Origin of the sequence: Martelella radicis (assembly GCF_014196625.1) — a bacterium.
Classification (GTDB): domain Bacteria; phylum Pseudomonadota; class Alphaproteobacteria; order Rhizobiales; family Rhizobiaceae; genus Martelella; species Martelella radicis.
In genome coordinates this window covers 662,780-688,231 of the sequence record NZ_JACIDZ010000001.1, presented here as the reverse complement: position 1 = coordinate 688,231, position 25,452 = coordinate 662,780, and the positions used below count along the sequence as shown (strand labels likewise).

General features: G+C 59.2%; 32 protein-coding genes. 22 read left to right on the top strand and 10 right to left on the bottom strand.

Annotation, left to right across the window (positions count from 1 at the left end; genetic code table 11):
- Positions 1 to 111 precede the first annotated feature (111 nt).
- The 6 genes from GGR30_RS03140 to GGR30_RS03115 all read right to left on the bottom strand — a co-directional run bounded on the left by GGR30_RS03140 (position 112) and on the right by GGR30_RS03115 (position 6,062).
- A complete protein-coding gene (locus GGR30_RS03140) occupies positions 112 to 1,977 on the bottom strand; it encodes a KGGVGR-motif variant AAA ATPase (RefSeq protein WP_183482441.1) in 1,866 nt (621 codons plus the stop codon).
- A complete protein-coding gene (locus GGR30_RS03135) occupies positions 1,977 to 2,486 on the bottom strand; it encodes a type II TA system antitoxin MqsA family protein (protein ID WP_183482438.1) in 510 nt (169 codons plus the stop codon). Before GGR30_RS03135 ends, GGR30_RS03140 begins: the two co-directional genes overlap by 1 nt.
- Positions 2,487 to 3,148: 662 nt before the next feature.
- Positions 3,149 to 4,219 carry a tyrosine-type recombinase/integrase gene (locus GGR30_RS03130; protein ID WP_183482435.1) on the bottom strand — a complete coding sequence of 357 codons (1,071 nt, stop codon included), beginning with the start codon at positions 4,217 to 4,219 and terminating at the stop codon, positions 3,149 to 3,151.
- Entirely contained in the window at positions 4,197 to 4,457 is a 261-nt protein-coding gene (locus GGR30_RS03125) for a hypothetical protein (RefSeq protein WP_183482432.1), read from the bottom strand. The genes GGR30_RS03130 and GGR30_RS03125 overlap by 23 nt, the downstream gene beginning before the upstream one ends.
- Positions 4,442 to 4,984, bottom strand: coding sequence for a hypothetical protein (locus GGR30_RS03120; RefSeq protein ID WP_183482429.1), 543 nt, complete (start codon positions 4,982 to 4,984; stop codon positions 4,442 to 4,444). Before GGR30_RS03120 ends, GGR30_RS03125 begins: the two co-directional genes overlap by 16 nt.
- 286 nt (positions 4,985 to 5,270) lie before the next feature.
- A complete protein-coding gene (locus tag GGR30_RS03115; protein WP_246413514.1) occupies positions 5,271 to 6,062 on the bottom strand; it encodes an XRE family transcriptional regulator in 792 nt (263 codons plus the stop codon).
- 83 nt (positions 6,063 to 6,145) lie between these two features.
- Here GGR30_RS03115 and GGR30_RS03110 point away from each other — a divergent pair, with 83 nt between their 5' ends.
- From GGR30_RS03110 to nusG, 9 genes are all read left to right on the top strand, one after another.
- Positions 6,146 to 6,358: a transcriptional regulator gene (locus GGR30_RS03110; protein ID WP_045683141.1), complete on the top strand. Its 213-nt coding sequence runs from the start codon at positions 6,146 to 6,148 to the stop codon at positions 6,356 to 6,358.
- A gap of 172 nt (positions 6,359 to 6,530) precedes the next feature.
- The gene (locus GGR30_RS03105) at positions 6,531 to 7,013 is read left to right on the top strand and encodes a hypothetical protein (protein WP_183482426.1); all 483 of its coding nucleotides are present in this window, start codon (positions 6,531 to 6,533) and stop codon (positions 7,011 to 7,013) included.
- 1 nt (position 7,014) lies between these two features.
- Positions 7,015 to 7,584 carry a hypothetical protein gene (locus GGR30_RS03100; protein ID WP_183482423.1) on the top strand — a complete coding sequence of 190 codons (570 nt, stop codon included), beginning with the start codon at positions 7,015 to 7,017 and terminating at the stop codon, positions 7,582 to 7,584.
- A complete protein-coding gene (locus tag GGR30_RS03095; protein WP_183482420.1) occupies positions 7,581 to 7,862 on the top strand; it encodes a hypothetical protein in 282 nt (93 codons plus the stop codon). Before GGR30_RS03100 ends, GGR30_RS03095 begins: the two co-directional genes overlap by 4 nt.
- Positions 7,859 to 8,599, top strand: a complete 741-nt coding sequence (locus GGR30_RS03090) for a hypothetical protein (protein ID WP_183482416.1) — start codon at positions 7,859 to 7,861, stop codon at positions 8,597 to 8,599. The genes GGR30_RS03095 and GGR30_RS03090 overlap by 4 nt, the downstream gene beginning before the upstream one ends.
- Positions 8,596 to 9,429, top strand: a complete 834-nt coding sequence (locus GGR30_RS03085; RefSeq protein WP_183482414.1) for a YdaU family protein — start codon at positions 8,596 to 8,598, stop codon at positions 9,427 to 9,429. Before GGR30_RS03090 ends, GGR30_RS03085 begins: the two co-directional genes overlap by 4 nt.
- Complete coding sequence (locus GGR30_RS03080) at positions 9,413 to 9,859, top strand: hypothetical protein (RefSeq protein WP_183482412.1); 447 nt, start codon at positions 9,413 to 9,415, stop codon at positions 9,857 to 9,859. The genes GGR30_RS03085 and GGR30_RS03080 overlap by 17 nt, the downstream gene beginning before the upstream one ends.
- Complete coding sequence (locus tag GGR30_RS03075) at positions 9,852 to 10,583, top strand: hypothetical protein (protein WP_183482409.1); 732 nt, start codon at positions 9,852 to 9,854, stop codon at positions 10,581 to 10,583. Before GGR30_RS03080 ends, GGR30_RS03075 begins: the two co-directional genes overlap by 8 nt.
- A gap of 68 nt (positions 10,584 to 10,651) precedes the next feature.
- Positions 10,652 to 11,215 carry a transcription termination/antitermination protein NusG gene (gene nusG / locus GGR30_RS03070; RefSeq protein WP_183482406.1) on the top strand — a complete coding sequence of 188 codons (564 nt, stop codon included), beginning with the start codon at positions 10,652 to 10,654 and terminating at the stop codon, positions 11,213 to 11,215.
- Between the two features lie 264 nt (positions 11,216 to 11,479).
- Here the strand turns inward: nusG and GGR30_RS03065 are convergent, their stop codons facing one another.
- The gene (locus GGR30_RS03065; RefSeq protein WP_183482403.1) at positions 11,480 to 12,628 is read right to left on the bottom strand and encodes an HPP family protein; all 1,149 of its coding nucleotides are present in this window, start codon (positions 12,626 to 12,628) and stop codon (positions 11,480 to 11,482) included.
- A 256-nt stretch (positions 12,629 to 12,884) separates the two neighbouring features.
- On the opposite strand from GGR30_RS03065, the gene GGR30_RS03060 reads away from it, so the two are divergent.
- The 12 genes from GGR30_RS03060 (at position 12,885) to GGR30_RS03005 (ending at position 22,680) form a co-directional block, all read left to right on the top strand.
- Positions 12,885 to 13,625, top strand: a complete 741-nt coding sequence (locus GGR30_RS03060) for a hypothetical protein (RefSeq protein WP_183482400.1) — start codon at positions 12,885 to 12,887, stop codon at positions 13,623 to 13,625.
- A gap of 147 nt (positions 13,626 to 13,772) precedes the next feature.
- The gene (locus tag GGR30_RS03055; protein ID WP_183482397.1) at positions 13,773 to 14,435 is read left to right on the top strand and encodes a hypothetical protein; all 663 of its coding nucleotides are present in this window, start codon (positions 13,773 to 13,775) and stop codon (positions 14,433 to 14,435) included.
- Complete coding sequence (locus tag GGR30_RS03050; RefSeq protein WP_183482394.1) at positions 14,432 to 16,507, top strand: phage terminase large subunit family protein; 2,076 nt, start codon at positions 14,432 to 14,434, stop codon at positions 16,505 to 16,507. The genes GGR30_RS03055 and GGR30_RS03050 overlap by 4 nt, the downstream gene beginning before the upstream one ends.
- Before the next feature lie 16 nt (positions 16,508 to 16,523).
- A complete protein-coding gene (gpW, locus tag GGR30_RS03045; RefSeq protein WP_183482391.1) occupies positions 16,524 to 16,757 on the top strand; it encodes a gpW family head-tail joining protein in 234 nt (77 codons plus the stop codon).
- Positions 16,754 to 18,514 carry a phage portal protein gene (locus GGR30_RS03040; RefSeq protein WP_183482388.1) on the top strand — a complete coding sequence of 587 codons (1,761 nt, stop codon included), beginning with the start codon at positions 16,754 to 16,756 and terminating at the stop codon, positions 18,512 to 18,514. The genes gpW and GGR30_RS03040 overlap by 4 nt, the downstream gene beginning before the upstream one ends.
- A complete protein-coding gene (locus GGR30_RS03035) occupies positions 18,511 to 19,395 on the top strand; it encodes a S49 family peptidase (RefSeq protein ID WP_246413512.1) in 885 nt (294 codons plus the stop codon). The genes GGR30_RS03040 and GGR30_RS03035 overlap by 4 nt, the downstream gene beginning before the upstream one ends.
- A 25-nt stretch (positions 19,396 to 19,420) precedes the next feature.
- Positions 19,421 to 19,981: a hypothetical protein gene (locus tag GGR30_RS03030; RefSeq protein WP_183482385.1), complete on the top strand. Its 561-nt coding sequence runs from the start codon at positions 19,421 to 19,423 to the stop codon at positions 19,979 to 19,981.
- A 4-nt stretch (positions 19,982 to 19,985) separates the two neighbouring features.
- Entirely contained in the window at positions 19,986 to 20,342 is a 357-nt protein-coding gene (locus tag GGR30_RS03025) for a head decoration protein (protein WP_183482382.1), read from the top strand.
- A gap of 41 nt (positions 20,343 to 20,383) precedes the next feature.
- A complete protein-coding gene (locus tag GGR30_RS03020) occupies positions 20,384 to 21,415 on the top strand; it encodes a major capsid protein (RefSeq protein ID WP_183482379.1) in 1,032 nt (343 codons plus the stop codon).
- Positions 21,416 to 21,473: 58 nt separating this feature from the next.
- A complete protein-coding gene (locus tag GGR30_RS03015; protein ID WP_183482377.1) occupies positions 21,474 to 21,884 on the top strand; it encodes a hypothetical protein in 411 nt (136 codons plus the stop codon).
- Complete coding sequence (locus GGR30_RS03010; RefSeq protein WP_183482373.1) at positions 21,881 to 22,216, top strand: head-tail joining protein; 336 nt, start codon at positions 21,881 to 21,883, stop codon at positions 22,214 to 22,216. The genes GGR30_RS03015 and GGR30_RS03010 overlap by 4 nt, the downstream gene beginning before the upstream one ends.
- A complete protein-coding gene (locus GGR30_RS03005) occupies positions 22,216 to 22,680 on the top strand; it encodes a hypothetical protein (protein ID WP_183482370.1) in 465 nt (154 codons plus the stop codon). The genes GGR30_RS03010 and GGR30_RS03005 overlap by 1 nt, the downstream gene beginning before the upstream one ends.
- A 10-nt stretch (positions 22,681 to 22,690) precedes the next feature.
- On the opposite strand, the gene GGR30_RS03000 is transcribed toward GGR30_RS03005, so the two are convergent.
- The 3 genes from GGR30_RS03000 to rnk form a co-directional block, all read right to left on the bottom strand.
- Complete coding sequence (locus GGR30_RS03000; RefSeq protein WP_183482368.1) at positions 22,691 to 23,260, bottom strand: hypothetical protein; 570 nt, start codon at positions 23,258 to 23,260, stop codon at positions 22,691 to 22,693.
- Between the two features lie 105 nt (positions 23,261 to 23,365).
- The gene (locus GGR30_RS02995) at positions 23,366 to 24,262 is read right to left on the bottom strand and encodes a DMT family transporter (RefSeq protein ID WP_343066459.1); all 897 of its coding nucleotides are present in this window, start codon (positions 24,260 to 24,262) and stop codon (positions 23,366 to 23,368) included.
- Positions 24,263 to 24,385: 123 nt separating this feature from the next.
- Positions 24,386 to 24,805, bottom strand: coding sequence for a nucleoside diphosphate kinase regulator (rnk, locus tag GGR30_RS02990; protein WP_183482365.1), 420 nt, complete (start codon positions 24,803 to 24,805; stop codon positions 24,386 to 24,388).
- 390 nt (positions 24,806 to 25,195) lie between these two features.
- Between rnk and GGR30_RS02985 the strand changes: the two genes are divergently transcribed.
- A complete protein-coding gene (locus GGR30_RS02985; protein ID WP_183482362.1) occupies positions 25,196 to 25,447 on the top strand; it encodes a spike base protein, RCAP_Rcc01079 family in 252 nt (83 codons plus the stop codon).
- Positions 25,448 to 25,452: the final 5 nt, after the last annotated feature.

The following is a 25,452-nucleotide window of genomic DNA, read 5'->3' as shown; positions in this document are numbered from 1 at the left end:
TAGTATTTCGGCGCGTCCATTTTTTGATCCGCCTGATTTTAGGTTTTTACGGAAATATCCATCATATATGACTGTATGTTTTTTACATGATCCCCAATATATATCGCCGTGTCAATGAGCTGTTTTTATTTTCCTGTTCCGGTATATTACCGGAGGATTGATCTCACCTGATTTGATCGCGGCCTCCATAGCATCGAGATCGGATAACATCGCGGTGCGTCGTCTGGTCAAATACGTCCAACAGCTGAAAATTGTACCTTGCTGGGTTTTCTCTCTCGCTGTGTTCAGAAAATTGAGAGCACGGTTTGGGGCATCTGTAATCGCGCTAGCTAATGCTAAACACTGAAAATAGTTTGCACCGAGGTAGTCTGACGGGGTGTCGGCTAGCGCCAATGCGCGCTCGAACAAGTCAACGGACGGTATGCCATTCTGTCCCCAATCCGCCATCGCGTAGTTGAAAGTATCAGCGATATCTAAGTGGGATAGAAGTTGTTCTCTATTGGCGCAAATCAAGTCCATCGCTTTTTGGAACTGACCGCTCGATATCAACGATATGATCAAGTCCGAGTGAAGCCGTGCATTAGAACCTTCTGCTTCAGAGTATGCTCTCTCAAGCAACCGGGCAGCTAGTGTTACGGCTCGCTCATCGGATTGAAGGGCCGCAGAAATAATACCGACATCTTCCGGCGCAAGCAGCTCCAGCATTGGCGCTTCTTCGACGATTGTGATCCAGTCAGGGTCCAACGACTTTATGGCCTCAATTGCTGAGCGTAGATCCGTTGGGGCCGTTTCGGTAGAATTGAGGACATCGAGAAGATCCTCTTTGGCTTCTTCATGGCGCGAAAGGCTTAGGAGCATTAAGGCCCGCCTGAGGTGTGCTTTCTGTACGTTGAATCCTGCTTTGATGGCACCTCCCAGCGCCTCCATTTCGTTTGCGAAGTCTCCCAGTTTGCTATAGACAGCCGCCATGAGCCAGCATATCTCGCCGTCGTGATCGTGCTTTGCATTGATCTTCTCAAGGTCTGCAGTGATCTCCTCTAGGTTGAATGAGCGGACTATTCTCCCCTTGGTGTCCTTTCGCGCTTTGCTGCGTAGGTCCTCGCTCATCTTCTGGAGATTTAGGAGTACCCCCTCGCGATCCTCTATGTTGGAGCTCATGAGCGTTTCGGTCAGGCGTCTGTATTCGGCGGCCAGTTTTGTCTTAGGGCGATCAATGACGAAGACTCTCTGACCAACCAGTGACATGCTATTGTAATGCCTTATTGTCGCAGCGGCCTCGTCATAGCCCAGCTCTTTGGCCGCGTCGTCGAGCATAGATCTTAGTATGCCTTCTTCGTCGTCGAGGTCAGGGACGTTGGAGGGGCAGAAGAACATCCTAGTTCGCTTCGCTTCGACAAGAGGATCCGAGCGGATTTCGTCCACTATTGTCTTAAGGCCAGAGATGTTTTGCCGGTTTGGAAAAAACATGAACGCAATAGCGTCCGCTAACTGGCGCGTACAGATGCCTCCAACGTCGGTATGGCCGGTTCTACTGTCGATCAAGATGTAGTCAAAACCTCTTTTATCGTCTGCGATCTGCTGCTTCAAATCTTCGAAAAGAAGGTAGCCGCTTCGCGTTTGATACAAGTCCTGCCAGTCGATAGAAGAAAGCTTCGTGCCGTAATGCTGATCATTCCTTCCGGCAGGCAAAACCCACAGAGGAGCTTTCGCACCCTGCATATCTAGCTGCGCATCAACAATGAAGTCTCTTACATCGGGAGCCACGGATGTCTCCATGTACTCCGAAACATAGTCGACGATACCCTTACGGCTTTCACTTGCAGAGAATTGCTCAAAACTCGGAATACCCGGCGCCTCGAGGTCAAAATCTATTACGAGAACCTTCCGGCCACGCTTAGCGAGCTCTGACGCGACATTTACAAGGCTCATTGTGCGGCCAACGCCGCCCTTGTATGAATAGAAAGTGATGACAAACATCAGGCAGCATTTTCGAGTGGGGCGGGGCGCCGGAGTTTAAATTTAAGCGATTGCTGGCGTGTGGTATCTGCAATCTTCGTGCGAAATTTCGGCTGGAATGAACCCTTCCTGTTGGCTTCCTGAACAAGACGAAGGTTGCGGGGTGCGCGAAGTAACAAGAGAAGATTGTTGGCTGACTCGCCCTGTATCTGATTTCCAAGTTCCCAACGCTTTATGGAAGCGACACCGAATCCGCTGACGTCTGCAAACTTTTCCTGGGACAAATTATAGCTTTCCCGGATCGCTTTAACTTGGCGAGGTGTCAGGCGTCCAAGGTGTTTGCAAACGGCCTCGTGGCGCAGTTCCTCTGCTTCGTGGTCGGTGTACATCTCACCGCATTCACTACATTCATAAACCGGGACAATCGCGGACAGCAGTACTTGGTCATCGCCTGAGCCATAAACGAATTTTTCTTCGTGTTCTCGAACCGTGACGGCGTTTGCTTCGCAAATTTCACAACGCTGCATCATTTGATCCTTTTTTTCGCTTAGCTCGCCGTAACGTAGCTCTCATGAAAGCTACGGCCGATGACATTATTTGGCCCGAGCTGGAGCTTTATGTAAATGTGGGAAGCTGGTGGGCATCCTTCAACGATAATAACGTAGCCGGTTTTACCGCATGGTTTTGTCAGAGCTACCATCTCGATTTCGCAGCCATCGGCAATTAGCTGTGATATGAATTCCCATGCTGAATCCTCTGTGAAGTACCGAGTTGGATCCCTCGGATCAAGCAATGAGTTAGGCTTCCAATCGGTTGGCTGTTCGTACGAAAAGGTAGCATGCCTCGTGCGTCTGGATCTGCACCTTCGCGCAAGCATCTGCCTAATGGCATCACTGACTTCAACCTCTGCCATCATACCTCTTCATTCCGGCATCAAATGATACTGGCTGCCTCTTGTCAACAAAAAACGATTGAACTGCGAATGCAAAAGTCTCCCAATCACTTCGGAAAAGAGTGCTCGATTCCAAAGGTGCGCGCAACATGCAAACCGCATGTGCTTGTCCAGCTTTGATTGATTTGGGTAGTTCTACTTACGCAATCGGGGAGTTGTGTGTCTTGCTGGAAGGGGGTCGGCGAAGAATTCTAGTCGCAAACTAAATTCACGGTGGGCTAAATACGGCACTCGTTAACCTTACGAGCCGTTGTTTCGTTCCATACGCAGAATCACCGCATCACTAACCAGCTGATCGTCGGCCAGATAATGCTTTTCAAGAACTGAGCGGACTTCCGATATCGTGTGGCCGGAGATGCTGGCGATTTGTTCGACGGTGGAGCCTTCGCGGCGGCGGGCGGTGATGAAGGTGCCGCGCAGGTCGTGGAAGGTGACGCCCTCGATGCCTAGGCGGGCCATTTCCTTTCGCCATGAAGTTTGAAAGCCGTCTTGCGTCCAGGGGCGGCCGCGACTGTTTGTCAGGATGCTGGCCGAGCGGACCTTTCGGTCTTCGGCGGCTTGTTTGAGGTGGTCGATCAGGGCTTTCAGGTCCTTGTGGAGCCTGACCTTGACGCGTTTGCCGGTTTTGCCTTGCCTCAGCGACAGGTGGGTGCCGTCGTATTGCGGCCATTTCAGCGCGAGGATGTCGCCCTGGCGCTGGCCGGTGTAGACGGCGACTTCCATGGCCGCGACGATGTGCGGGTTTCCCTCTCTGCGAACCTTGTCGATCATGGCGTCGGTCCAGACGAATTCCCGTCTTGATCCACGATAGAGTCGGTCTATGCCGGCGCAGGGGTTCTTTTCGATGTACTCGTGCTTGATCGCATAGGAAAAAACCTTGGAGAGCGCGAACAGAAGCTTGTCCGCCTTCCGAGGGTTTTTCGCAAATGATCGATGCCAGTCCCTGATATCGCGCTTCATGCCACGCTGCTGGGTGAGGCGCGCGGGCAGGCGGGGCCATCGCTGCCGGATGAGCCGGAACGCATAGAGGTAATCGCGCTGGGTTGAAGCGGACAGCGCAAGAAAGTCAGGATTCGGCTTTTTCTCGGAGCCGGTGAACAGGTCGATCAGGCCTTCAAGTGTCAGGACGCCATCGGTCGATGCGGTCAGCATGTGCTGCCGATATTCGGCGATGAAGGCGTCCTTTTCTGTTTTAGGATCCGCGTGGATACGCGGGCCGCCGCGCCATGCGTAGAAGTAGTAAACGATCTTTCCGCTGGCCAGTTTCTTCCTGACCTTGTGCACGCCCTTAAGCTCTGTCACGACGTGCATCCTTCTCCCTCCACGCGAAATAGTCATCCAGACTATTCAGGTTTTCCGGTTGAGACCGGTCGACAAGATCGTCTTCCGAATTATTCCCGTTATCTCCGTTGATGACAACCGTGCCATCGGGGCGAACGCTGACGGTGCGGACATCAATGCCGGCGGCTTTGACGGCCATGATGGCGCGCTTAACGGCGTCCAGTGTGAATGGAATGGTTCGGCGTCCCATGGCTATCTTTTCCTCCATGCGTCAAAGTCTTTGACCATTTCGCGCCAGCGCGCGGCGGCTTCGTTGCTTGTGTTCAGTTCGGTTCGGCTTGAAATGGCGAGGACCGATCGCACGCGAGCGGCGACGCGATCGTCTGTCAGCGGTCGGGCGAGGGCGTGCCGGGCTTCCATGAATGCCTTGAAGGCCGGCTCGCTGCATTTCATAGCGCATTCGGCGGCATAGTTCTTCGCCGGCCTGCCGCCTCTCGCTTCCAGTTCCATCTGCAGGCGTTCGATTTCGGTCCGACGTCTTCGGTCGAGCTTGGCCGCTGCGTCGATCATTCGGATCAGATCGGCCGGTATCTCGACATGCTTGAGCAATAGTTCGCGGTTTGAGACCGGGCACGCTTGCGGGATCGTCCCGATGATTTCGGGTTCGGCTGGTTCCATGCTGTCTGACGCCAGGCGGAGACCTTCGATATCAGAAGATACATGGGCGATCGGGACTGCGCTCGCGACCAGTTCGCGAATGCGGCTGAGGCGATCTTTGGCAGAAGCTTGTCTCATCGGATTCTGGGCCTCTCGTTGGAGAGGATTGCTTCTGTTCGCTTGAGGGAGCGACGCATCGCGATACCTCCAATCAAAGAGTAGGCTGTGATCGCAATGCAGGTTCCGCAAAAGAACCCGATGATGTGGTCGATGGACATAAGCTACCTCAGAGCACGATGTATGAAAGATATGCTTTCATATCATCACGCATTAATGAAAGCAATGCTGTCATTCGAGCGCGCGGCCAGCTCCGCGCCGGCGCTAGTCGGCGCTGTTTTCGTGCAGGTTGTTGAGGCAAGTCAGTTTATCGGCGAGCGATCACGCCGCAAATGCGGCCAAGTATCTTCAAGCGATTCAGTTCGACAGTGAAATCCTGAAGGTTTTCGTTGTCAGAGATAATGATCACCTCTGTAGGTGAGCTAAACGGCACACGCTGCAGTCTCTTGATCTGCGGCTCCGATTCTCCGTCGGATATGGCGTAGACAGTGTCGGAAGTCATGGTGTCTTGCGAGAGGTCCACGAGAACACGATCCCCGGGCTGGTAGGTTGGTGACATTGAATCACCGACAACTTCCATGACGATCGTCTTTGCGGGTGAGGCCTTGGCTTCATTTCTCAGGTATTCGATCGGTAGTATCCATTCAGCTTTCACTGCGTGACCGGAAATAGCGTTCTTTCCGACCGGAAGGTTTATTACTTCGCCGACTTGCCCTTGACCGGCACCAAGTTTGCCATCGATCTCGGGGATGGCGCCCTCTTGCGACCCTTGCCAGTGCTCACGGGTATAACCTGCTTCGAAAGGATCATCGTCTGGGCTGTCCGGATCGAATGAAGCAATCGCCAATCCCTTCGGCTGGCCCCGATTATATGCGAGCCAATCGAGGTTCACTTGAGCCACTTTGCATATCCGGCTGAGGTTCTCGATGCCGACTTCTTTTCCGGTTTCCCAATTGCCAACAGCGCCACGCGTGACTGGTGTCCCGTGTTGGCTCAAGAGCTTTGCGAACTGTTCCTGAGAACCGATCTTCAGGATCTCAGATCGGACGTGCCGAATGCGCTCGCCGCGAGCTTTGTCGATTTTCCGTTTGGTCATCATGGGAGAATTATGACCGATGAAAGCTTATCTTTCATCGAAAGATATGCTTGCATATAAATGCAAGAAATGCTTACAAATGCCGTATGGAGCATTTTTGTAAACTCGCGAAGCAGAAGGCAGGCGGGCCGGTAGCCTTGGCAAAGGCGATAGGTGGCGTTTCGCCTCAGGCGGTTTCTCAGTGGAAACGCGTGCCTGTTGGCCGTGTTCTCGAACTCGAACGCATCGTCGGAATATCGCGCCACCATTTGCGGCCGGATATCTTCGGCGCTCCTCCTATGGAGGAGGACGAATGCTAACACCCCGCAAACAGCTATCAATTCAGGCGAAGCACTCGGGTTCTCTCTTACTCGTTTCACCGTCGGCTATTTCCGATCTGGTCTCTGTTCTCGACTTCTCTGGCATAGCACCGCGATCGGTCGGCCGCCGTGAATGCTTCCCCCGAAATCATTCTAAAAACGAGGTGCAGTGATGGAGCGTTTGCTGGCGCAGAAGGCTGTCGATGGCCTGCGCGAGGCTTCCCGCCGTTCGGTCGTGCAGGGCGGCGGACCGGAGCGGTTTCAATATGTGACCAGGGTGACGCAGGGACAGCTTTCGAAATGCTGGACCCATGACCCCAGCCGGAAGACCCAGCATGTGATGGCGATCGACATTGCCGTCGAGGCCGACATGGAGGCCGGCGCGCCGGTGATCGTCGGCGAGATGGCACGGATCCTCGGCTATCGGCTCGTGCGCGATGACGGGGCCGACAGCGCCGGCGGCGGGCTGGGTATCGCCGATATTGGGGCATTTCAGGACGCTTTCCACGCGCTGTCGCAATCCATGATCCAGGCCGTTGCCGACGGCAAGGTCGACCCGCGCGAAGCGGCCGAAATCCTCGAAAAATACGCGAACTTCATGCGGGTTGCCCACGCCGTGGAGAGCAAGGCGCATGGCTGCGAAGGGGAGGGCTGAGATGACCGGCGAAACGCAAAGCCCGCAAGACACGAGCCCCTGCGATATCTCCTTTGTGTGGGGCTTTACCTTTTGCAGCCGCTGCGGCGGCAACGACTACGATGACAGGCCGTTTGCCTGCGTCCACCCGAAAACGAAGGAAGGCACTGAAGCGATGGCGACACGAAAGACGAAAACGGCAACGACGGCGGCCAAGCGGGCAGAACCGCCGCCGCAAATGCAGCGCGAGGACCGGCGCATCGTCGCCGACAAGATTGCCGATGTCTACGACGACGAGGGCTATATCGCACCGTGGACGGATGAACTCGTGGCGCAGGATCTGGGTGTGCCGCGCGCATGGGTGGCGGAGGTGCGCGATTTCATGTTCGGGCCGGCCAACGAGAATCCGAAGCTTGCCGAATACCGGCGCGTCCACTCGGAATGGAAGGCCGACTACGAAAAGTTTCGCTCCGAGTTGGCGGCTCACAAGGCGGAGGGCAAGCGGCTGCACAATACCGCGCTCGATCTGCAGCGCCGTGCCGAAGAAATCGGCGTTCAGCAGAACCGGATCGTTCGGGAGTGCAGGCTGTGAGCGCGGTGAGGATTACCCGAATTCTTTGCCCGCATTGTGCAGGGCATGGCTATCTGGCCGGTGACCGCCGCCGCTGCCCGGTGTGCTGCGGCAATGAGCGGATCTCGGCTGACGATGCCCGTGCCTATGCCATGGCGCAACGGCGCATGTCGGACGCCAATGGCGCCGGCGAACTTTCGTGGCCGCAAAAGCGCAAATGCGCGGCGATTGCCGAGGGCATCTATGAGCTGTTGCAGGAGCTGCCGCCCTGGCGGGCGCACAGGAGGGCGACGGGATGACCGAGCTGCGCGTTCTTGTCGGCTGCGAGACTTCCGGCGTGGTGCGTCGCGCCTTTGCCGCACGCGGGCATGACGTCTGGTCATGCGATGTTCTGCCGGCCGAAGATGGAAGCAACCGGCATATCGTCTGCGATATCCGCGATATTCTCGATGACGGTTGGGATTTGCTGGCCGTGATGCATCCGCCGTGCACGCGGCTTTGCAACAGCGGCGTGCGCTGGCTTTCCGGCCCGCCGAAGAATGCGCCGAACGAGGCGACCCTTGCCGAGAAGCAGGCCTGGCCTGTTCTTTCCGTTGCCGAGCGCCGGACCATCATGTGGCGGCTGCTGGATGAAGGCGCGGCGCTGTTTTCCGCCTGCTGGAATGCGCCGGTCGATCGGGTGGCAATCGAGAACCCGGTGATGCACCGGCACGCCAAAGAGCGGATCGTCAACTATCAGAAGCCGGCGCAGACCGTGCAGCCGTGGTGGTTTGGCAACCGGGCGTTCAAGGCAACCTCATTCTATCTGCGTGGACTGCCGCCCCTGACCGAAACCGACCGGCTGGAGCCGCCGAAACCGGGCACGGACGAACACAAGAAATGGTCGATCGTGCATCGGGCCTCGCCGGGGCCCGACCGCTGGCGGCTGAGATCACGAACATATCCGGGCATTGCCAGCGCAATGGCCGACCAATGGGGCGGGGCGGCCTTGTCGGCTGCCGCTGCCCTCAACGATGTATTGGAGGTGGCGTCATGAGCGAGATGCCGTATGTCCGCTTTTACATGTCTGACTGGCTTTCTGCCACGCGCGGCATGAAGGCGGCGGAAATGGGCGTGTACTTCACGCTGCTGGCGCTGATGTATGAGCGCGGAGAGCCGCTGACCGAGAACCACGAGCGACTGGCGCGGCAGTGCGGCTGCACGAAAAAGGTGTTTTCCCAATACCTCGATGTGTTCCTGGATGACGGCAAAATCATCCGCTCCGGAGGCGGTCTCTGGAACCGTCGCGTGGAAAAAGAATTTCAATTTCGCGAAAAAAGTTCGGAAGACAAAAAACAGGCCGCGAAAAAACGCTGGAAAAAAAGCAATGAAAACAATGAGGCGAGCATGCAGGTGCATAGCACTTGCAATGCAGCTGCAATGCTAAAGCCAGAAGCCAGAGTTAAGAAAGAAAGTGTTCCTAAAGGAACACCAAAGAAATCGCCCAAATCGGTTCTCTGCGATGTGCTGTCGCCGGAGGTTGCCGATGCCGTCATCGAACATCGCAAAGCGCTTCGCAAGAAGCTGACCGTCCGGGCTGCCGAACTGCTCGCACGGCGGTTTGCGCTGATGCCGGATCCGGACGCTGCGGCGGAAACCATGATCGGTCGCGGCTGGCAGGGTTTCGAGCCCGGCTGGGTGCAGGAGCGGCAGCAGGGCGCTCCTCGGGCATCGCCGGCAAAGCCATCACGTGGCGACGAAATCAGGGATCACAATCAGCGCGCTCGGGACAGTTTGCGCAAACGGATGGGACAGGACGATGGCAGCGAAGATCGTAAAATTATCGACATCAGCCGGGGAGATTGGAAGGTTGCGCAAGGCTCTTGAACCGGCGAACGAACGGCAATCCGATATCATGCTCGATGCGCTGATGGACCGTGGCTTTGCCATCCCCGACAGCGTCAACGCCGACAAGGCCGGGCAGTTCTATGCCGAGGCGATGAGGGGCAAGCCGATCGGCGCGCTTCGCCGGGTGTTCGAGAACCTGCGGCTCGGCCGCTATCCGAAATTCCAGTCGTTTCTGCCCAAGCCTGCCGAGCTTTCGGCTCTTGTCGATGCGGCGGCGAAGCATGACCGGGATTTGCTCAGGATCGAACACGAACAGGCGGAGGCGGCGAAAGAACGGGAGGCGGAACGGGCGCGGCGGGACCTGACCCCGGAAGAGCGCGAGCGCCGCCGACGCAGGGCAAGAGCCGTGCGAGAGATGATCGGCACTGCGACCAAGGCCCAGAAGGTGGAGGAGAGCGAGGATGACTGAGGCTGAGAACCGCAAGGCCGTGCGTCGGGCCTTCCTGAAGTTCTATCGGCAGTGGCCGACCTTTGGTGACGACAGCGACGAACGGGCGTTTACCGAATGGCAGGCGCTGCAGCCGGAAGAGCGGCAGGCTGCCGATTCCATGCTTCCGGGCTTTCTGGCGTTCGAGGCGATGAACGGTCGGACGGTGAAGTTCGCGGCCAGCACCTATCTGCGGGAAAAGCGCTGGACGGCTGTTCCGGAGGGCATGGAGGGCGCGGGCGGTTCGGTGATTGCTGCGACCTTCGGCAAGGCTTGGATGGCGGAACGCTTTGCCCGGCTTGGCGAACCGTGCGCACGGCTGCCGGCGCTGACGCGGTTTCAGGAAATGGAGATCGCTGAAGGGCGGGCAGACCGCAAGGCGCTTTGGCGTGAACGCATGGCCAAGATGGGCTGGACGTCCGTCAACGCCATGAACGATCAGGCGGTCCGTTTCCCCGGCAAAGGCATGCGGGTTTCCGGCGAGATCGCGCTGCTTGGTGCTGACTTCGAGGCGGTGCGGGTGGGCGGCGATCAGTGGGCGGCTTGGGAGGCTGAGCATGCGGCGCGCGGCTGGCCGTTTCTGCCGGAGATGGGGCGGGTGGAATGGGTCTATTTCCCGCCTCTTGGGGCCGGAACACCGGGCGAGGCGCTGGAGAGGTTCTTCGGCAGACTGGACAGGGCGAAACAGGTGGAGGCGGCTCAATGACGGAATATCGGAAGATCGGAACCTCTGTCGATCTGGCCTACGGCCTGAAACTCGAGGATCGGCTTCGGTTGATCCGTCTCTCCGGCCGGTCGGCGCTGGCCGACGAGGCGGCGAAGGAAGCGCCCTGGTATGTGCTGCAGGTGATGACCGGACGGGAGCAAGCCGTTTGCGATGCGCTGACGGAGTGCGGCGCCGAGGCGTTGTCTCCGACGCGAAAAGGGCCGAAGCGGCGACGCCGGCACAAGGTTCTGCCACCGCAGGATATCCCCCTGATGGCCGGCTATGTGCTGGTGCGGTTTGCTATGTCGGAAACGGCGGTCAGCGCGCTGCTGGGCTTCGAGCATGTGCGTGGAATGCTCGGCGGATGGCTCAGCCCGTTCGCGCTGGAAAACGACCGGGTTGTCCGGATCATGCAGAAAGCCGGCGATGGCCGGTTCGATTGGGAGCGGGTCCCGAAGATCGTTGTTGTTGCCGGGGAGCGGGTGCGCATCGGCGAGGGTATGTTTGCGGGACTTGAAGCCGACGTGGTCACTCCCAACAACAGGGGCAAGGGCGACGTGGTGGTCGAGGTGGATATGTTCGGACAGAAAACGCCTGTAAATTTGCCTCTTGCAATTCTCGAAAAGTTATGAATTTTATAGAGTCATTGGTTGATTCGGTTCTCAGTGACCTTCGCTCTCGCGCCCGAACCCCGCCCTCACGACAGCCGATCGGCAGATGCGATTGAGGGCCAGTGCGCAAGCTATGCCTTCTTCAGAAGTTGAAATCATTTTTAGGGACGGGTGCTGTTCCTTTCTGGCGGATCGTATAGGCGGTCCGCCTTTTTGCGTTTAGGGCAAAAGGGAATTTCGCCAAGCACGTCGCTTACGCCGAAATGTGCATGACGCCTCTATACCTTAGTTCTGATGCCGTACCGCGTTTCTCGCCATGGCCGCAATCAAATCTGTCCGGGTGACGATACCAACGATTCTGTTTCCATCAAGAATGGGTACGGCATCGACTTCACCGTCTGCCATCATCGGAAGTAGCGCAGCAATCGGTGTATCGGACGAGGCGTGTGGCCCTGCTGTGGCCATGACGTCTCGAGCCAACATGTCCTCCTCGGTGTTTCGTCCAAGCATCTGGCGGAAGCTCTTCATGAAACTGTTTTGACCGTTCAATGCCGTTTTGCTCGCGCGTTTGATCAAGTGTATCTGAAAAATCACACCGAGGAATTCCTTGTTTTCGCTCACGACAGGCAAAGACGTAAACTTGTGGTGTTCGAAGAGGTCGGCGACCTCATCCAGCTTGGCGTCAGGGCCGACCGTAATCAGGTCACGAGACATCACGTCTGATGATTGAAACGGCGCTGTTGTGTGGGTGGAGGCCTGAAGCTCGGCAGCCCCGATCAATCGTGCAAGATCTTCAACGCCGAGGTTGAAAGACTGGCGGTATCGCTCCAAGATTTGTGCCAGTTCGCTTTCTGAGAGTCCCAACCGTTCGGATGGGTTATGATCACCAGTCCGGTGTTTGCTTTGATCGTTGAACTGACGAAAAGGGTAGTGTCGCCCGGTGAAATGGGCATAGGCGGATGCTGCACAGACGAGCGCAGCCGTTCCGAGGGCGACTGGAGTGAGGGCGAACCAAAATCCCAGTTGTTCGACGGCGTCCGCGTTTAGTACTGCCGTCATTGCGACAGCGCCTGCTGGCGGATGCACTGCGCGGCAGAACATGGTCACAATGATTGAAAGGCCAACTGCAAGGGCGACCCCCACTGCCGGGTTCGGGACAAGCATACCAACGATTACGCCGATAACGGCCGCGATCGTATTTCCCATGATTGCAGACCATGGCTGTGCCAACGGGCTGTTCGGGACTGCGAATAGCAGGACAGATGTCGCGCCAAAGGGAGCGACCAGGTAGAGCCCAGTCGTCAAATCAATAACTGGCGACAAGACAAATAGCCCGACAAGACCCAGACCGATGAAAGCGCCGATTCCAGCGCGAAGGGCTTCTTTCCAGGAAGCTGGAGCTATGACAGGCCCGAACGAACGAATGAACTGCAAGTAGGACGCTCCCGATTTGCCACAATCACGGAATATTGGTTCTTGGAGGCCATCTTGATCGCGAGAAGCGCAAGAGGACCTGGGAGCTGGCTTATCGAACAGAAACTTGTAGTTCGGCAAGTTCCCGATTTTGCGCGCTAAAGCGGAAAGTTAGAAATTACTTGCCCTCCATCGAGTGGTGCCCGGAAGCCGATATTGGGGCGGGTCGCGAAAACGGTCCGCCTTTTTGCGTTTAGGGCAAGAGGGAAATTCGCCCATGCTCTCCTCCCATATCGACATCGACCTGACGCGCTTCGAGGCCAAGCTGACGTCCGCGCAACGCCGTGACCTGCCGAAGGCGGAGGCGCTGGCGCTGAACTGGCTGGCCTATGACGGTATGCGGGATGTGCGGGCGAAGATGAAGATCGTGTTCGACCGGCCGACAGCACGGGCTATTCGCGGGATCGTCTATGACAAGGCGAGCGAGCGCAATCCGGTGTCGGCTGTTGTGGTCGGCGGATCGGGGCGCAAGGGCGGGCTGCCGGCTGCGGCCTATCTCGGCTCGGAGATCCATGGCGGCATGCGCCGGCACAAATCCTTCGAGGAACAGCTGATCGGCCGGGGGCTGATGGCGCGCAATCAGGTGGCCGTGCCGGCGGATCGAACACCACTCGACCGCTATGGCAACATGACGCAAGGTTTTTTGAACCGCGTGATGCGGGATCTTCGGATCGACTATCGCGGGGCAGGGGCAACGCGGGTTGCCAGCGGCTCGAAACGGCGCAAGCGCCGGGCAAAGCCGAACCAGTTCTTCGTGCCGCAAGGACGGTCGGACCTGTTCCCGGGCGTCTGGTTTTCCGGGCGCACGGAACGCGAATTCTATCCGGTGATCCTGTTCGTTCGGATGACGTCCTATTCGGAACGCCTGAAGTTGAATGAGATCGTCGCCGACCTGGTGCGGCAGAAGAAGGACCGGACATTCCGCCGGGCTTTCAAAAAGGTCTTCCCGAAGACCTGACCTCAACGCCATTCGATATCGCGACGGGTCCTTCCTGGGGCCCTTTGCCACGCGGGTATTTGGCACCGCGCGGGTTCGTCAGTCTGAGCCCGAAACTCAAGCCTAAAGTCCAAGCCTAAATTAAAGTCAGAGGTGAGTTTAGCCACCATGGAAACCATGCCGGACAGCATGAGCAAGGCCGAGTTTGCGGCCCTGATCTCGGTATCTGCGGGCCGCGTCTCGCAATATCTGAGCGCCGGTCAGATCCATGGCAAGGCGATTACGGGCGAGGGGCGTTTTGCCCGCATTCGCCCCGATGTCGCCATCGGCCAGCTCGGCCTCACCATCGATCCCTCCCAAGGGTACGGCGCCAACGGAAAAGCCCCTACAGCAACATGCAAAAAACAGGCTGATTTCCCGCGTGCCGAGCGCCGGGCGAGCGCGGCGGCGGAATTGCCGCTGCGCTCGCCTGCAGACGATCCTGAGGAGGAAGACCTTGCCGAGCAGCTCGCCCGCGAGCGGCTGCAGCAGCAGCGATACAAGACCGCACAGATGGAGCGGCAGGAAAAGGCCGAGGCCGGGATCTATACCCGCACCGAGGATGTGCGCCGCGAGATCGGCCGGGCCTCGTCGGAAGCCTTCAAGGTGATGGAGCAGGGATTGCCTGATCTGGCAACAGCCGTTGCCGAAGCCTTCAACGTGCCCCAGCGCGATATCCAGAAGGCGCTGACGCGCAAGTGGCGCGAGATCCGGGTGAAAGCCTCAGCGGTCTTTCGCGAGGATCGTGATGCGACGCCGGAGATGATCGAGGAAGAGGCGGGCGCCGAATGACTATGCTGTTCAATCCGGAGCGGCTGATGTTCGAGGCTTTGGCAAACGCCTGCGAACCACCGCCACCGGTCGACTACCTTGGCTGGGCCAAGAGCAATATCGTGTTCTCCGAGCGCATCTCGGCCTTTCCGGGACCGTACCGGGAAGACATGTTCCCGTTCTTCTCCGAGATCCTGCGGGCGCTGTCGCCGGACGATCCCTGTTCTATCGTCACGCTTTCGAAGTCGGCGCAGGTCGGCGGTACGGTGCTGGCGAATATCTTCCTGCTGGGCACGCTTGACCTAGACCCCTGCGATTTCCTCTATGTCCATCCGACCGAGGAAAACGCCTCGCGCTGGTCGAAGACAAAGCTGATGCCGCTGCTGCGCGAAACGGTTTCTGTGCGGGTGCTGTTTCCCGAAGCCGGTCGTGATGGCGGCAATTCGATCCTTTACAAAGAGCGCGTCGACGGGCGCGGCGCGGTGCAGGCGGCCGGCGCCAATTCGGCGGCCGGTCTTTCGATGATCTCACCGCGCGCCCAGGTGCAGGATGACCTGGCCAAATGGGTCTATAACGAGGCGGGGGACCCGGAAAGCCAGGCCGACAGTCGCTCGAAGGCCTTCTTCAACCGCAAGGTCTTCAAGATCTCGACGCCGCTGATTGCACCGGGCTGCCGGATTACCGCCAATTATCTCGCCGGCACGCAGGAACGCTATCATGTGCCGTGCCCGCATTGCCATGAGCTGCAGCCGCTCGAATGGGAGAACATGCGCGATCACATCGATCCGCAGTATCCCGAACTGGCGCACTTCGTCTGCGTCCATTGCGGGTGCGAGATCCACGAGCATCATCGCCAGTGGATGGTCGATCCGGAGAACGGTGCGGAATGGGTGGCCAAATATCCGGAGCGTGCGCGTTATCACCGTTCGTTCCATGTCTGGGTGCCGTATTCGCCGCTGGAAAGCTGGGAGGCGATTGCCCGGGCCTGGCTGAAGGTCCAGTCGGGTGGCGCTGACGACAAGGAAAAGGGCGCTGGCGCCGAGCAGGTGTTCTTCAACGATACGCTTGGGCTTGCCTATGAGGCCGACAACAAGGCGATTGCCTGGGAGGACCTGCGCGACCGGGCCGAGGAAACCGGCTTCCGGCGCGGCGTTGTGCCCGGCGACATGCTGGCGCTGACGATCGGCATCGACGTCCAGGGCGATCGCGTCGAATGGCTGCTTCGCGGCTGGGGCCGCAACAAGATGAGCGCGGTCATCGATTACGGCGTGATCGACAACCGGGCGGGTAGCCACCTGCCGGGCTATCGCGAGCATTCTGGCCATATCTCGGAACATCAGGTCATGGAGGCGCTTGACCGGCTGATTGCCAAACGCTGGCCGGATGAGAACGGGCGGATGCGCGATGTCGACCGGGTCGCGATCGACGGCAATGCCTATACCGAAGATGTCTGGTTCTGGGCCCGGCGTCATCCGCGCTCGAAAGTGATCATGGTGCGCGGCGACAATCGTGATGCCGCGCCGCTCCTCAGTCAGGTGCGCGAATACGACAAGCGCGGCCGGCCGAAGAAACAGAAATGGTCGACGCGGTTCTTCAACTTCAATGCTTCGGTGATGAAGATGGGGCTCTACCGTGACTTCCGGAAGGATGATCCCGAACAGCCGGGCTTCATCAGCTTTGCCATCGGTCTCGGGGACAATTTCTATCAGCAGGCCACATCCGAGGTCCGGATCAAGGAAAAGGACCGCAACGGCTATCCGCGCTGGGTGTGGAAACTGCCCGATGGGCAGCGCAACGAAGTGCTCGACATGCTCAACCAGTCCCGGGCAGCCGCCATCCGGCTCAACGTGCCTTACTGGACGGATGAGGAATGGGATGCGCGGGCAGAAGAGCTTGCCCGGCAGGAACCGGAAGAACAGGGCGATCTGGAAGACCTGATCGGCAGCCTTGCTGTTGCAGTGAAGGCTGTCAGTGATCCGGGCAAGACACCGGAAGAAAAGCCAACGCCTTCACCGGACGCGCCCGTTTCCGACCGCGTTGCGGCAGCGATGCGCCGGGCCGAGCGGGCCGCGCAACGTACTCGACCGGGATAACAAGAGGACAGATATCATGCCTTCGACAGACGAACGGCTGACGCTGGAGACCCGGCTCGGCGATGCGAAGCTTGCGCTTCACAGGCTGGAGATCGGCCAGAGCGCGGTGACGCTGTCCTATGACGGCGAGAGCGTCACTTACTCGGGAGCTGATCGGTCATCGCTGCGCGCCTATATCCGCGACCTCGAAACAAGACTGGGCTTTCGCCGGTCATCGCGGCCGCGCGGGCGGGGAGTGATCTTCGGATGACAGTGGAAATCCTTGGACCGGACAGCCGGCCGCTTGCCGCCGATGTGCGCAATGCCGCTCGCCTGCAGGCCGCCCGCAACCGGCAAATGGCCGCGACCGTGTCGGGCGAGGCGGTGACGCGGGCAGCCTATCAGGGCGCCTCCTATGATCATCCGAGCTTTGCCGGATGGAAGGCCGGCAACTATTCCGGTCAGTCGGCGCTTTCCTTCTCGCGCTCGACGCTGGTTGATCGGCTCAACGATGTGGCGCGAAATGACGGTTGGGGTGCGGCCGGCACGTCGCGGCTTGTCGACAACATCATCGGGGCGGGCTGGAAGCTTGCTGCCCGGCCGAACCACACGACGCTGAACCTCACCTTCGATCAGGCCGAGGCGATCGCCACGCAGATCGAGGGGCTTTGGCGGGACTATACGCAGGACGTCGACATGTGGTGTGACGCCGAGCGGACGAAGAACATGGCCGGGATCCTCGGCCTTGCCGCGCGCAATCGCTTCGGCCCGGAAGGCGAGAACTTTGCCGTCATCGTCTGGCAAGAGGATGCGCCGCTGTTTTCCACGGCGGTGCATATGATCGATCCGGCCCGGTGCTCTAATCCGAAGGGCATGCTCGACGGCGAGTATCTGCGCGATGGCGTGGCCATTGACGGTTATGGCGCACCGGTCGGCTATCACTTCCGCAAGAGCCATCCCGGCGATGTCTATGCCGGCAATACCAAACTCTGGTCCTGGGAATATGTCAGCCGGTCGACCGAATGGGGCCGTCCGGTCGTGGTTCATGCTTTTGACCCGAAACGGCCTGGCATGACGCGGGGGGCTTCCGACTGGGCGCCGATCATGCGCTCCATCAAGCAATCGACGGATTACGAGGATTTTGAAAGTCAGGCGGCGATGCTGAATGCGATCATGGCCGCCTTCATCGAAACCCCGTTTGATCCGGAAGAGATGATGGCAGCACTCGATGCCGATGGCGGCGAGGGTGCGCTGGGCAGGATCTATGGCGAGATGTCGGAAGCCCAGAAGGCTTATTATGGTGCCGCCCCGATCAGCTTGCCGGGTGTTCGTGTCAACACGTTGTTGCCGGGCGAGAAGGCCAATCTGACCAAACCAGAGCATCCGAACGCGAACTTCGAGGTGTTCGTCAATGCGGCGCTCCGCAAGATCGCCTCGGCCGTGGGGCTGACCTACGAGCAGCTTACCATGGACTGGAGCCAGGTGAACTATTCCTCGGCAAGGGCGGCACTTCTGGAAATCTGGCGCGGCTTTACGGCCAAGAAGAGCAGTTTTGCGGCCCAGTTCATGGCGCCGATCTATCGGGCATGGTTGGAGGAGATCTTCGACAAGGGGCTTATCGAACTGCCGGCAGGCGCGGTCCCATTTGAGGAAAACCCGGCCGCGTGGTGTCATGCCGACTGGATCGGACCGGGACGCGGCTGGATCGATCCGCTCAGGGAAGCGCAGGCCGCCGGCGAACGGCTCGATCGGAAGCTGACGACGCTGCAGCAGGAGTCGGCCGAACAGGGCCGGGACTGGAAGATGGATGCCGACCAGCTGGCCCGCGAGGCCCGCTATTATCGCAGCCTTGGCCTGAAGCATCCGGCGGAAATGGAAAACGGCACGACCGGCTCCGATGGCGGTCCGCAATTGGATGAGGCCGACCAGGACACGGAGATCGAGGAAGGCGTCAACGGGCGGGGCGGCAATCGCTCCGCCCGGCGCCATCCACTCGGCATTCCACAGATCGGAAGGCAGCCACGATGAACTATCCCGAAATCGCCAGTCGCATGTTCAACACGCCGCTGATGCTGCAGCCGGCCAAGGCCGACACGATCGCCCGGGCCTTTGCTCCGCGCGTCCTCGGTCTTCCGGAAGCAGATGGCGGGCAGATGGGCCTGATTGGCGAGAAGCTACGCGATGACACCGACATGTGGGGCGAGAAGACCTATCGCGGTGTCGATCGCCCGATGGAGGGCATCGGTCTGATCGAGATCGAAGGCTCGCTGGTCAACAAGGGGCGCTGGATCGGTAAATCCTGCGGCATGACCTCCTATGAGGGCATCGGTATCCTGGCCGATGACTGCCGGGCGGATGACAGTATCCGGGCCGTCGTCATCGAGGTCGACAGTTTCGGCGGCGAGGTGACCGGCGCCTTCGATTGCGCGGAGAAGCTCTTCGAGCTGTCGCAGGTCAAGCCGACGATCGCGGTGCTGACGGATCACGCCTGTTCGGCCGGTTACCTTCTGGCCTCGGCGGCTCGGCAGATCGTGCTGCCATCGACCGGGCTTTGCGGCTCCATCGGCGTCGTCTCGGTTCATGTCGATGTCAGCGGCTGGCTGAAGAAGGAGGGGCTGAACGTCACCATCCTGAAGGCTGGTGCGCACAAGGCCGATCTCAACCCCTACGAGGCCATCCCCGAGGATGTGCTGGCGCGTGAGCTTTCCGAGCTGGAAGAGCTGCGTGTCGAATTCGCAGAGACGGTTGCCCGGTTCCGTGCCGAGCGGCTTTCGAAAGAGCAGGCGCTTGCCACGGAGGCGGGCGTCTATCGCGGTGCAAAGGCAGTGTCGGCAGGTCTTGCCGATGCCGTGGCGCGTCCCTCGCAGGTGCTTGCTGCCTTCGGGGCTGAACTGGGCCGAGCGGCCTGAAACGATCAACCAAAAGGAAATCGATATGTCGAATGTCACGCGCGGCCTGTCCGCAAGCGTGCTCGCTGCCATGCGCGGCGGCAGGGCCGGAAACCGGATGGAAGACGATCCGGAAAAGGAAAACCCGGAAGACGAACTCGAAAACGGGAAAAAGGACCCCGAGGCCGAGGCGGATGATCCCGATCCGGACGCCGAAGGCAAGGGCGCGCCCGGTGATAATCCCAAAAGCGACGATCCCGAGGGAGAAGACGAAAAACCTGTCTCGGCGACCGCCTCGGCCCGCGCCGATGAACGCTCCCGGATCCAGGCGATCCTGATGCATCCGAAGGCCTCGGCCAATGCCGAGCTTGCCGGTCATCTCGCGTTCTCGACGGCCTATTCGGCGAAAGAGGCGAGCGCGATCCTCAATGCCTCGACGCCCTCGGCTTCAACGGACGGCAATCGCCTTGCCGGTCGCATGGCGGGCAAGACCCCGAAGCTGGGCGCCGGCGGCGCACCTTCTGCGCAGTCTGAACGCAAATCGCTGCTGGCAGCTGTCGGCGGCGCCATCAATGCGCGGCATGGCCGCCGTAACACCGGAGAGTGAGACCATGGAAACGGCAAGCTTTGCCCCCAATGACCTGATCGTCGGCGACGTTCCGGTCGTCACCCGCACCGTCACCATCGCGGGCGGCCAGGACCTGAAGCGCGGCGCGGTGCTTGGCGAGATCACGGCGAACAGCAAGCATGTGCTGTCGCTCGCTGCCGCCAATGATGGCTCGGAAGAGCCCGCCTGCATTCTTGCTTTCGATGTCGATGCGTCGGGCGGCGATGTCGAGGCGCAGGCCTATTTTGGCGCGGCTGTCGATGCCGCAAAGCTCAGCCTTGGCGCCGGGCATGATGCGGCAAGCGTCGACCAGGCCTTCCGCCGCAAGGGGGCCGCCCTCTTCGTGCGCAGGCTCGACTGAGCCCTTCCCGTCATCCCTGAAACAAACAGGAAATCAATGCCATGAGCGACCTTCTTCTCAATACGGCGGAACTGGTGACGGTTCTGCCGCCGCGCGACCGGCCGGAAGCCTTTCTGCGCAACCGCTACTTCTCCACCACGGTTCTCTCCGAACAGGAGGAGATCGTCTTCGATCGGATCCTGCCCGATCGCGAGCTTGCCCCCTTCGTCCATCCGGACGTGCCGGGCAAGGATGCGGCCAATCGCGGCTTTACGGCGACCAGCCTGAAACCGGCCTATGTGAAGCCGCAGAACACGCTTCGCCCGTCCGGCAATCTCATCCGCATGCCCGGCGAACAGCTTTCCGGCGCGGTCTCGCCTGAGCAGCGCTATGCCTACAATATCGCCCAGATCCTCGATGATCAGGACATGCGCATCACACGGCGCGAGGAATTGATGTGTTCGGAAGTCCTGCGCACGGGCCGGGTGATTGTCGAGGGTGAGAACTATCCGACCCAGACGGTCAACTATCAGCGCGCCGCAGAACTGACCATCGCGCTTTCGGGCGCTGCCCGCTGGGGCGAAAGCGGCGTCGACCCGTATGACGATATCGAGGACTGGATCGACCTTCTGGCGATCACCGATGGCTTTACCGCGCGCGAGGTGACGCTTGGCCCGGGGGCGGCAACGTTGCTGAAGCGGTCCGAGCGCTTCCAGAAGCTTCTCGACAATCGCCGGCAGGCCTCCGGCTCCATGGAGTTCGGCCCGGTCTCGACGGGCGCCGAAGGCAAATATTCGGCGGTGCTCGGCCAGATCGGCGAGATCACCTTTCTGCAGTATTCGCAGGGCTATACCGCCGGCGGCGTCAAGCGCAATTTCTGGCCGAGCTATGGTGTGGGCATTCTCGATCCGCAGGGCTTCATGGGCCACTTTGGCTATGGCGCCATTCTCGATGACCAGGCGCTGGTGCCGATGGAGCGCTTCCCCGACATGTGGCGGGAGAAAAACCCCTCGCGCACCATCCTGCAGACGCAGGCAGCACCTCTGCCGATCGCACCAGAACCGAATGCCAGCCTGTTTGCGCTCGTGCGCTGATCAGGACCGGGCGGCGTAAAGCCGCCCACCTCAGTCAGAAAATTATGGAGCAAAAACAATGGCTACAACGAGAAAGTTCAATACAACGGTGAAAATCGGCGGCAAGACCTATGCGCCCGGCGAGGATGTGCCGGTCTCGAAGAACGGTCTGAGCGAGGCCGATGCCGACAATCTTGAGAGCGTGTTTGGCAAATGGCGCAAAGAGGCCGACACGGCAGTCGACAAACGCATCACCGCGCTGACGGAAGAGCGGGATGCTCTCGCCGATCGTGTTGCGGCCCTGACCAAAGAACGCGATGCGCTGGCTGCGAAGACCGATGGCGGCGAGGACCTCGCCGAACTGACCGAAAAGCTGGAGGCCGTCACCGAAGAACGCGATCAGCTTTCCGAGGACAATGCCACGCTGGCCGACGAACTGAAGAAGCTTCAGGCGGCGGCCGACGACGACACGGCGAAGGACAAGACATGAAGATCGAGCGGCCGGCGATCTTTGCCGGCATGGGCGAGGCCTTCGCCGGCACGTTCGGCAATGTCGATTGCCGCTTCACCATTGCCGGCGCCGTGCTAGCGGATCCGGTGCGCGGCATTCTGCGGCAGAAGCGCGAGCTCGAGCTTGCCGATGAATTCGGCCGGCAGGATGTCGAGGCGATCACCCATGTGCTTTCGGTGCCAGCGGCCGGGCTTGATGAGCTCGAAGGCGAGCGCGACAGCGTCACGATCGACGGCACGACCTACGGCATCCGCAACGTCACCGATGACGGCCGCGCCATGCTAAAAATCTGGCTGCGAGGTGATATCTGATGCCGCATCTCCGAACGCAAATCTTCGATGCGATCCTCGCCCGGCTTTCCGCCATTCCGGAGTTTGCCGGCGAGGGCAAGGTGAAACGGGCGCGCACCAGCGCCATTCGCGAAAGCCTGCTGCCGGCGCTGACCATCACCTGGGCCGAGCATCAGGAAACGGCGGAAGTCCGGCCCTGCGCTGGACCGAACGGGGAGGTCGGTTATGACCGACGTCTGCCGATCGACGTGATCGCGCATTTCAAGGCCGAGGAGCCGGATATCGAATTTGACCGTATTGCCGTTCTGGTCGAGACCGCGCTCGGGCAGGCGATCAAGCTCGACGGGCTGGTGATCGAACTGACGCTTTCGGAAAGCCGAAGTTTCATTGATCGGGCAACCGGGATCGCGCTTGGGGTCGGGGCCCTGACCTTTGTGGCGGAGTACAAGATCGTGGCGGGGGATCCGGGGGCTGGCGCGCTTTGAAGCGCGTTTCTCAGTCCAGGCCACCGTAAAGGGTCGTTATCCAGACGATGCTGCCTGCAAGCCAAATCAGACCTAGCCACGTGAGCTTGCGACTATCTTCTGTTTTCATCGCAATTAACGCTATTGCAGCCCCGGCGAGGAGGCGAACGCCGTACCAGATGCCAAGCGCTGCAAGGTGATCTCGCCCTTTGATTAACGTATCGATCAGATCGAACGCGAACGAGATCGCGAAGAGAGCGAAAAACGCGTGTCGCCTTCGAATGAAGAAATCTTCGCGGTCCGCATGTTCATGAATGTGGTCGGGGTAAAGCAATGTCGACATCAGGAAGAACAGCGAGGCATACGAAAGAATGAAGACATAGATCCAGAAGTTCCAGTGATCGATGAAGCGAAGCGCAAACTCCCACCACCAGAAGTGAACAGCGCTCAAGAGGAGAACGAACGACCAGATGATCTGCGCATGCCGGCGATCGGTCTTAATGGGCTCCTGGAGCCGGCGGGCCAATCCTGACAAGACGCGCGTGATTGCCAGCCCCAGAATGAGGCTGACGAGGATTCTCAGATGTCCATATGCGTCCACGGTCTTTCAATGCCCTTTGCTGATCGTCAAATCGAAGCATAGCCTCTGAAAGCTTGTCGAGCCAAGAACCCGGAAGTCGGCCATATTGCCGATCATGCGCATGGACTACGGCTTGCTATATCTGCTGCGCTCCCTGAGTACGGCCTGATAGTTGGAGAGAAGAATTATCGCCCCGCCCAGGAATACCCAAAGGTCGATGGCTTCGCCGTAAGCGTAGTAACCAACGATTGCCGCGAGCGGCACGCGAAGAAAGTCGATCGGAATTACAACGGATGCTTCGAGCCTTTTGAGCGCTTGCGCCTGGCAGAAATGAGCGCTGAGCGCACCGACACCAGCAAGCAGCATCCATGGCACATCGGCTACACTGACTGGATGCCAGTCTGTCAGAGCGGCAATAAAACCCAGCGGCAGCTGGATAAGAATCATCCATACGACAATCACACCGGGAGAGCACTCGCGCGTCAGCTCTTTCACGCAGATGAGAGCCAAAGCGTAGAATGCTGCGGCCAGCAGCACGAGACCGGCTGCCGGATCGATCATTCCAAGGCCGGGCCGAGCAATCACCAGTACGCCAATGAAACCGCCCAACGTGGCCAGTATGCGCGGCCGTGTCAGCCTCTCCTTGAGGAATAGCCAGGCAAAGAAAGCAACCCATATGGGCATCGTAAATTCCAGCGCAAAGACCGATGCCAGCGGCAGGAGCACAACGCCGATTGTCCAGAAATACTGTCCTGTGAAATGGACGACGTTCCGCACAATATGTAGCCGGACCATTTTTGCCTGTCTTAATTCGGGCAGGAATTGTCTTGCCAGGACGATGATGATCCCCAAGCCGACGAGAGCCCGGAAGAACAGGACCTGCCGTATGGAGAGCGACGTCGCGAGTTCGCGGGATCCGACAGACATTCCGATAAAGGCGGCCATGCTCAGTGCGACCCATATCAGGCCTTGTGTAAATTCCGCACGGCTGCGTGGCTGATCGAGATGAAGCTTGGTAGTCACTGGATTTCTGTCCTTGCTCGAAAGAGCGTCAATGAGTGGGGATCAAGGGAGCAGACCGTTCGCCTCTGGTGAGACGCGTCCTCGCGGGACGGCAAGGTGCAGCCCATCCTGAGACTGAGTTGCTCAGAGGGCGGTCTGGTCCTGCATATGGCTGACTGATTCTACGGTCAGCCGGCAAACCCGGCCGTCTCGCGTCGTCCAGTCGATTGATTGTCCGACTTTGAGCCCGATCAGCGCGGAGCCTATTGGAGTAAGAACAGAGATTTTGCCTTCGGCGATATTGGCCTTTCCGGGGTAAACAAGCGTGACGTGCCTGTCTTCATTGAGATCCGTCGTGAAGCGAATGGACGAGTCCATTCGCACCACGTCTGCTGCGATGCGCCCATCTTCAACAATGCGGGCGCGCTCGAGTTCACTGAGAAGGAAATCAGCAAGTTCTGCATTTTGGTCGGCGAATCGTTCGGCAAGAAGCGACAGGCGCTTGTGATCGGTTTTCGTTAATACGATCGCCGGCTTGCGGTTTCTCTTCTGGTTGGCGGGCATAGTGCATCTCCGTGCTGAGCGAGCCAGCAATAATGAACCTCGCGAGTGCGAGTGTTGTCTCTGCGGTTTGTGATCTTGTGTCGCTGAATGTGGGTCGAAATGAACGCCCAGTGGCAAACTGCCTATGCCCCACGACCGGGGCGCGACGCGACCGGGTCGGGGGTTATTTGCCTACGATGAGGCGAACCCGCTGAGTGCAAAGATGGAGACGCGTGTTGTTCATGGGGCATGTGTGTCCCCGAACCGATCGCGAGTCAAGTCGGCTTGATCGCGGCGAGTGCGTCGAATTGTCTTGCGTTCTCCATTCCCGGTCTCTGACCGCGTCCAATCGCTTCTCGGTACGTCAAGTTTTTCGGGGCTCTGAAAGCCAACGAAGAAGGAGTGTTTCTTATGATTCCCACCTCCAAAGAGGGCGGTCTCGACCAGCCCTTCTGGTTCGGCGCGCCTGTCGTGCCGGATGACCATGCCGATCTGCCGCAGGCCTCGACGCTCTATCTGGGCGCGGAGGGCGACATTTGCGGCGTGACCCTGGGCGGCACGGAAGTGACGCTGAAGAACCATCCCATCGGTTATGTGCTGGGCGTTTACGTCCGCGTCAAAGAGACCGGCACCACGGCCGGAAACATCGTTGCGCTCTGGTGAGCGCT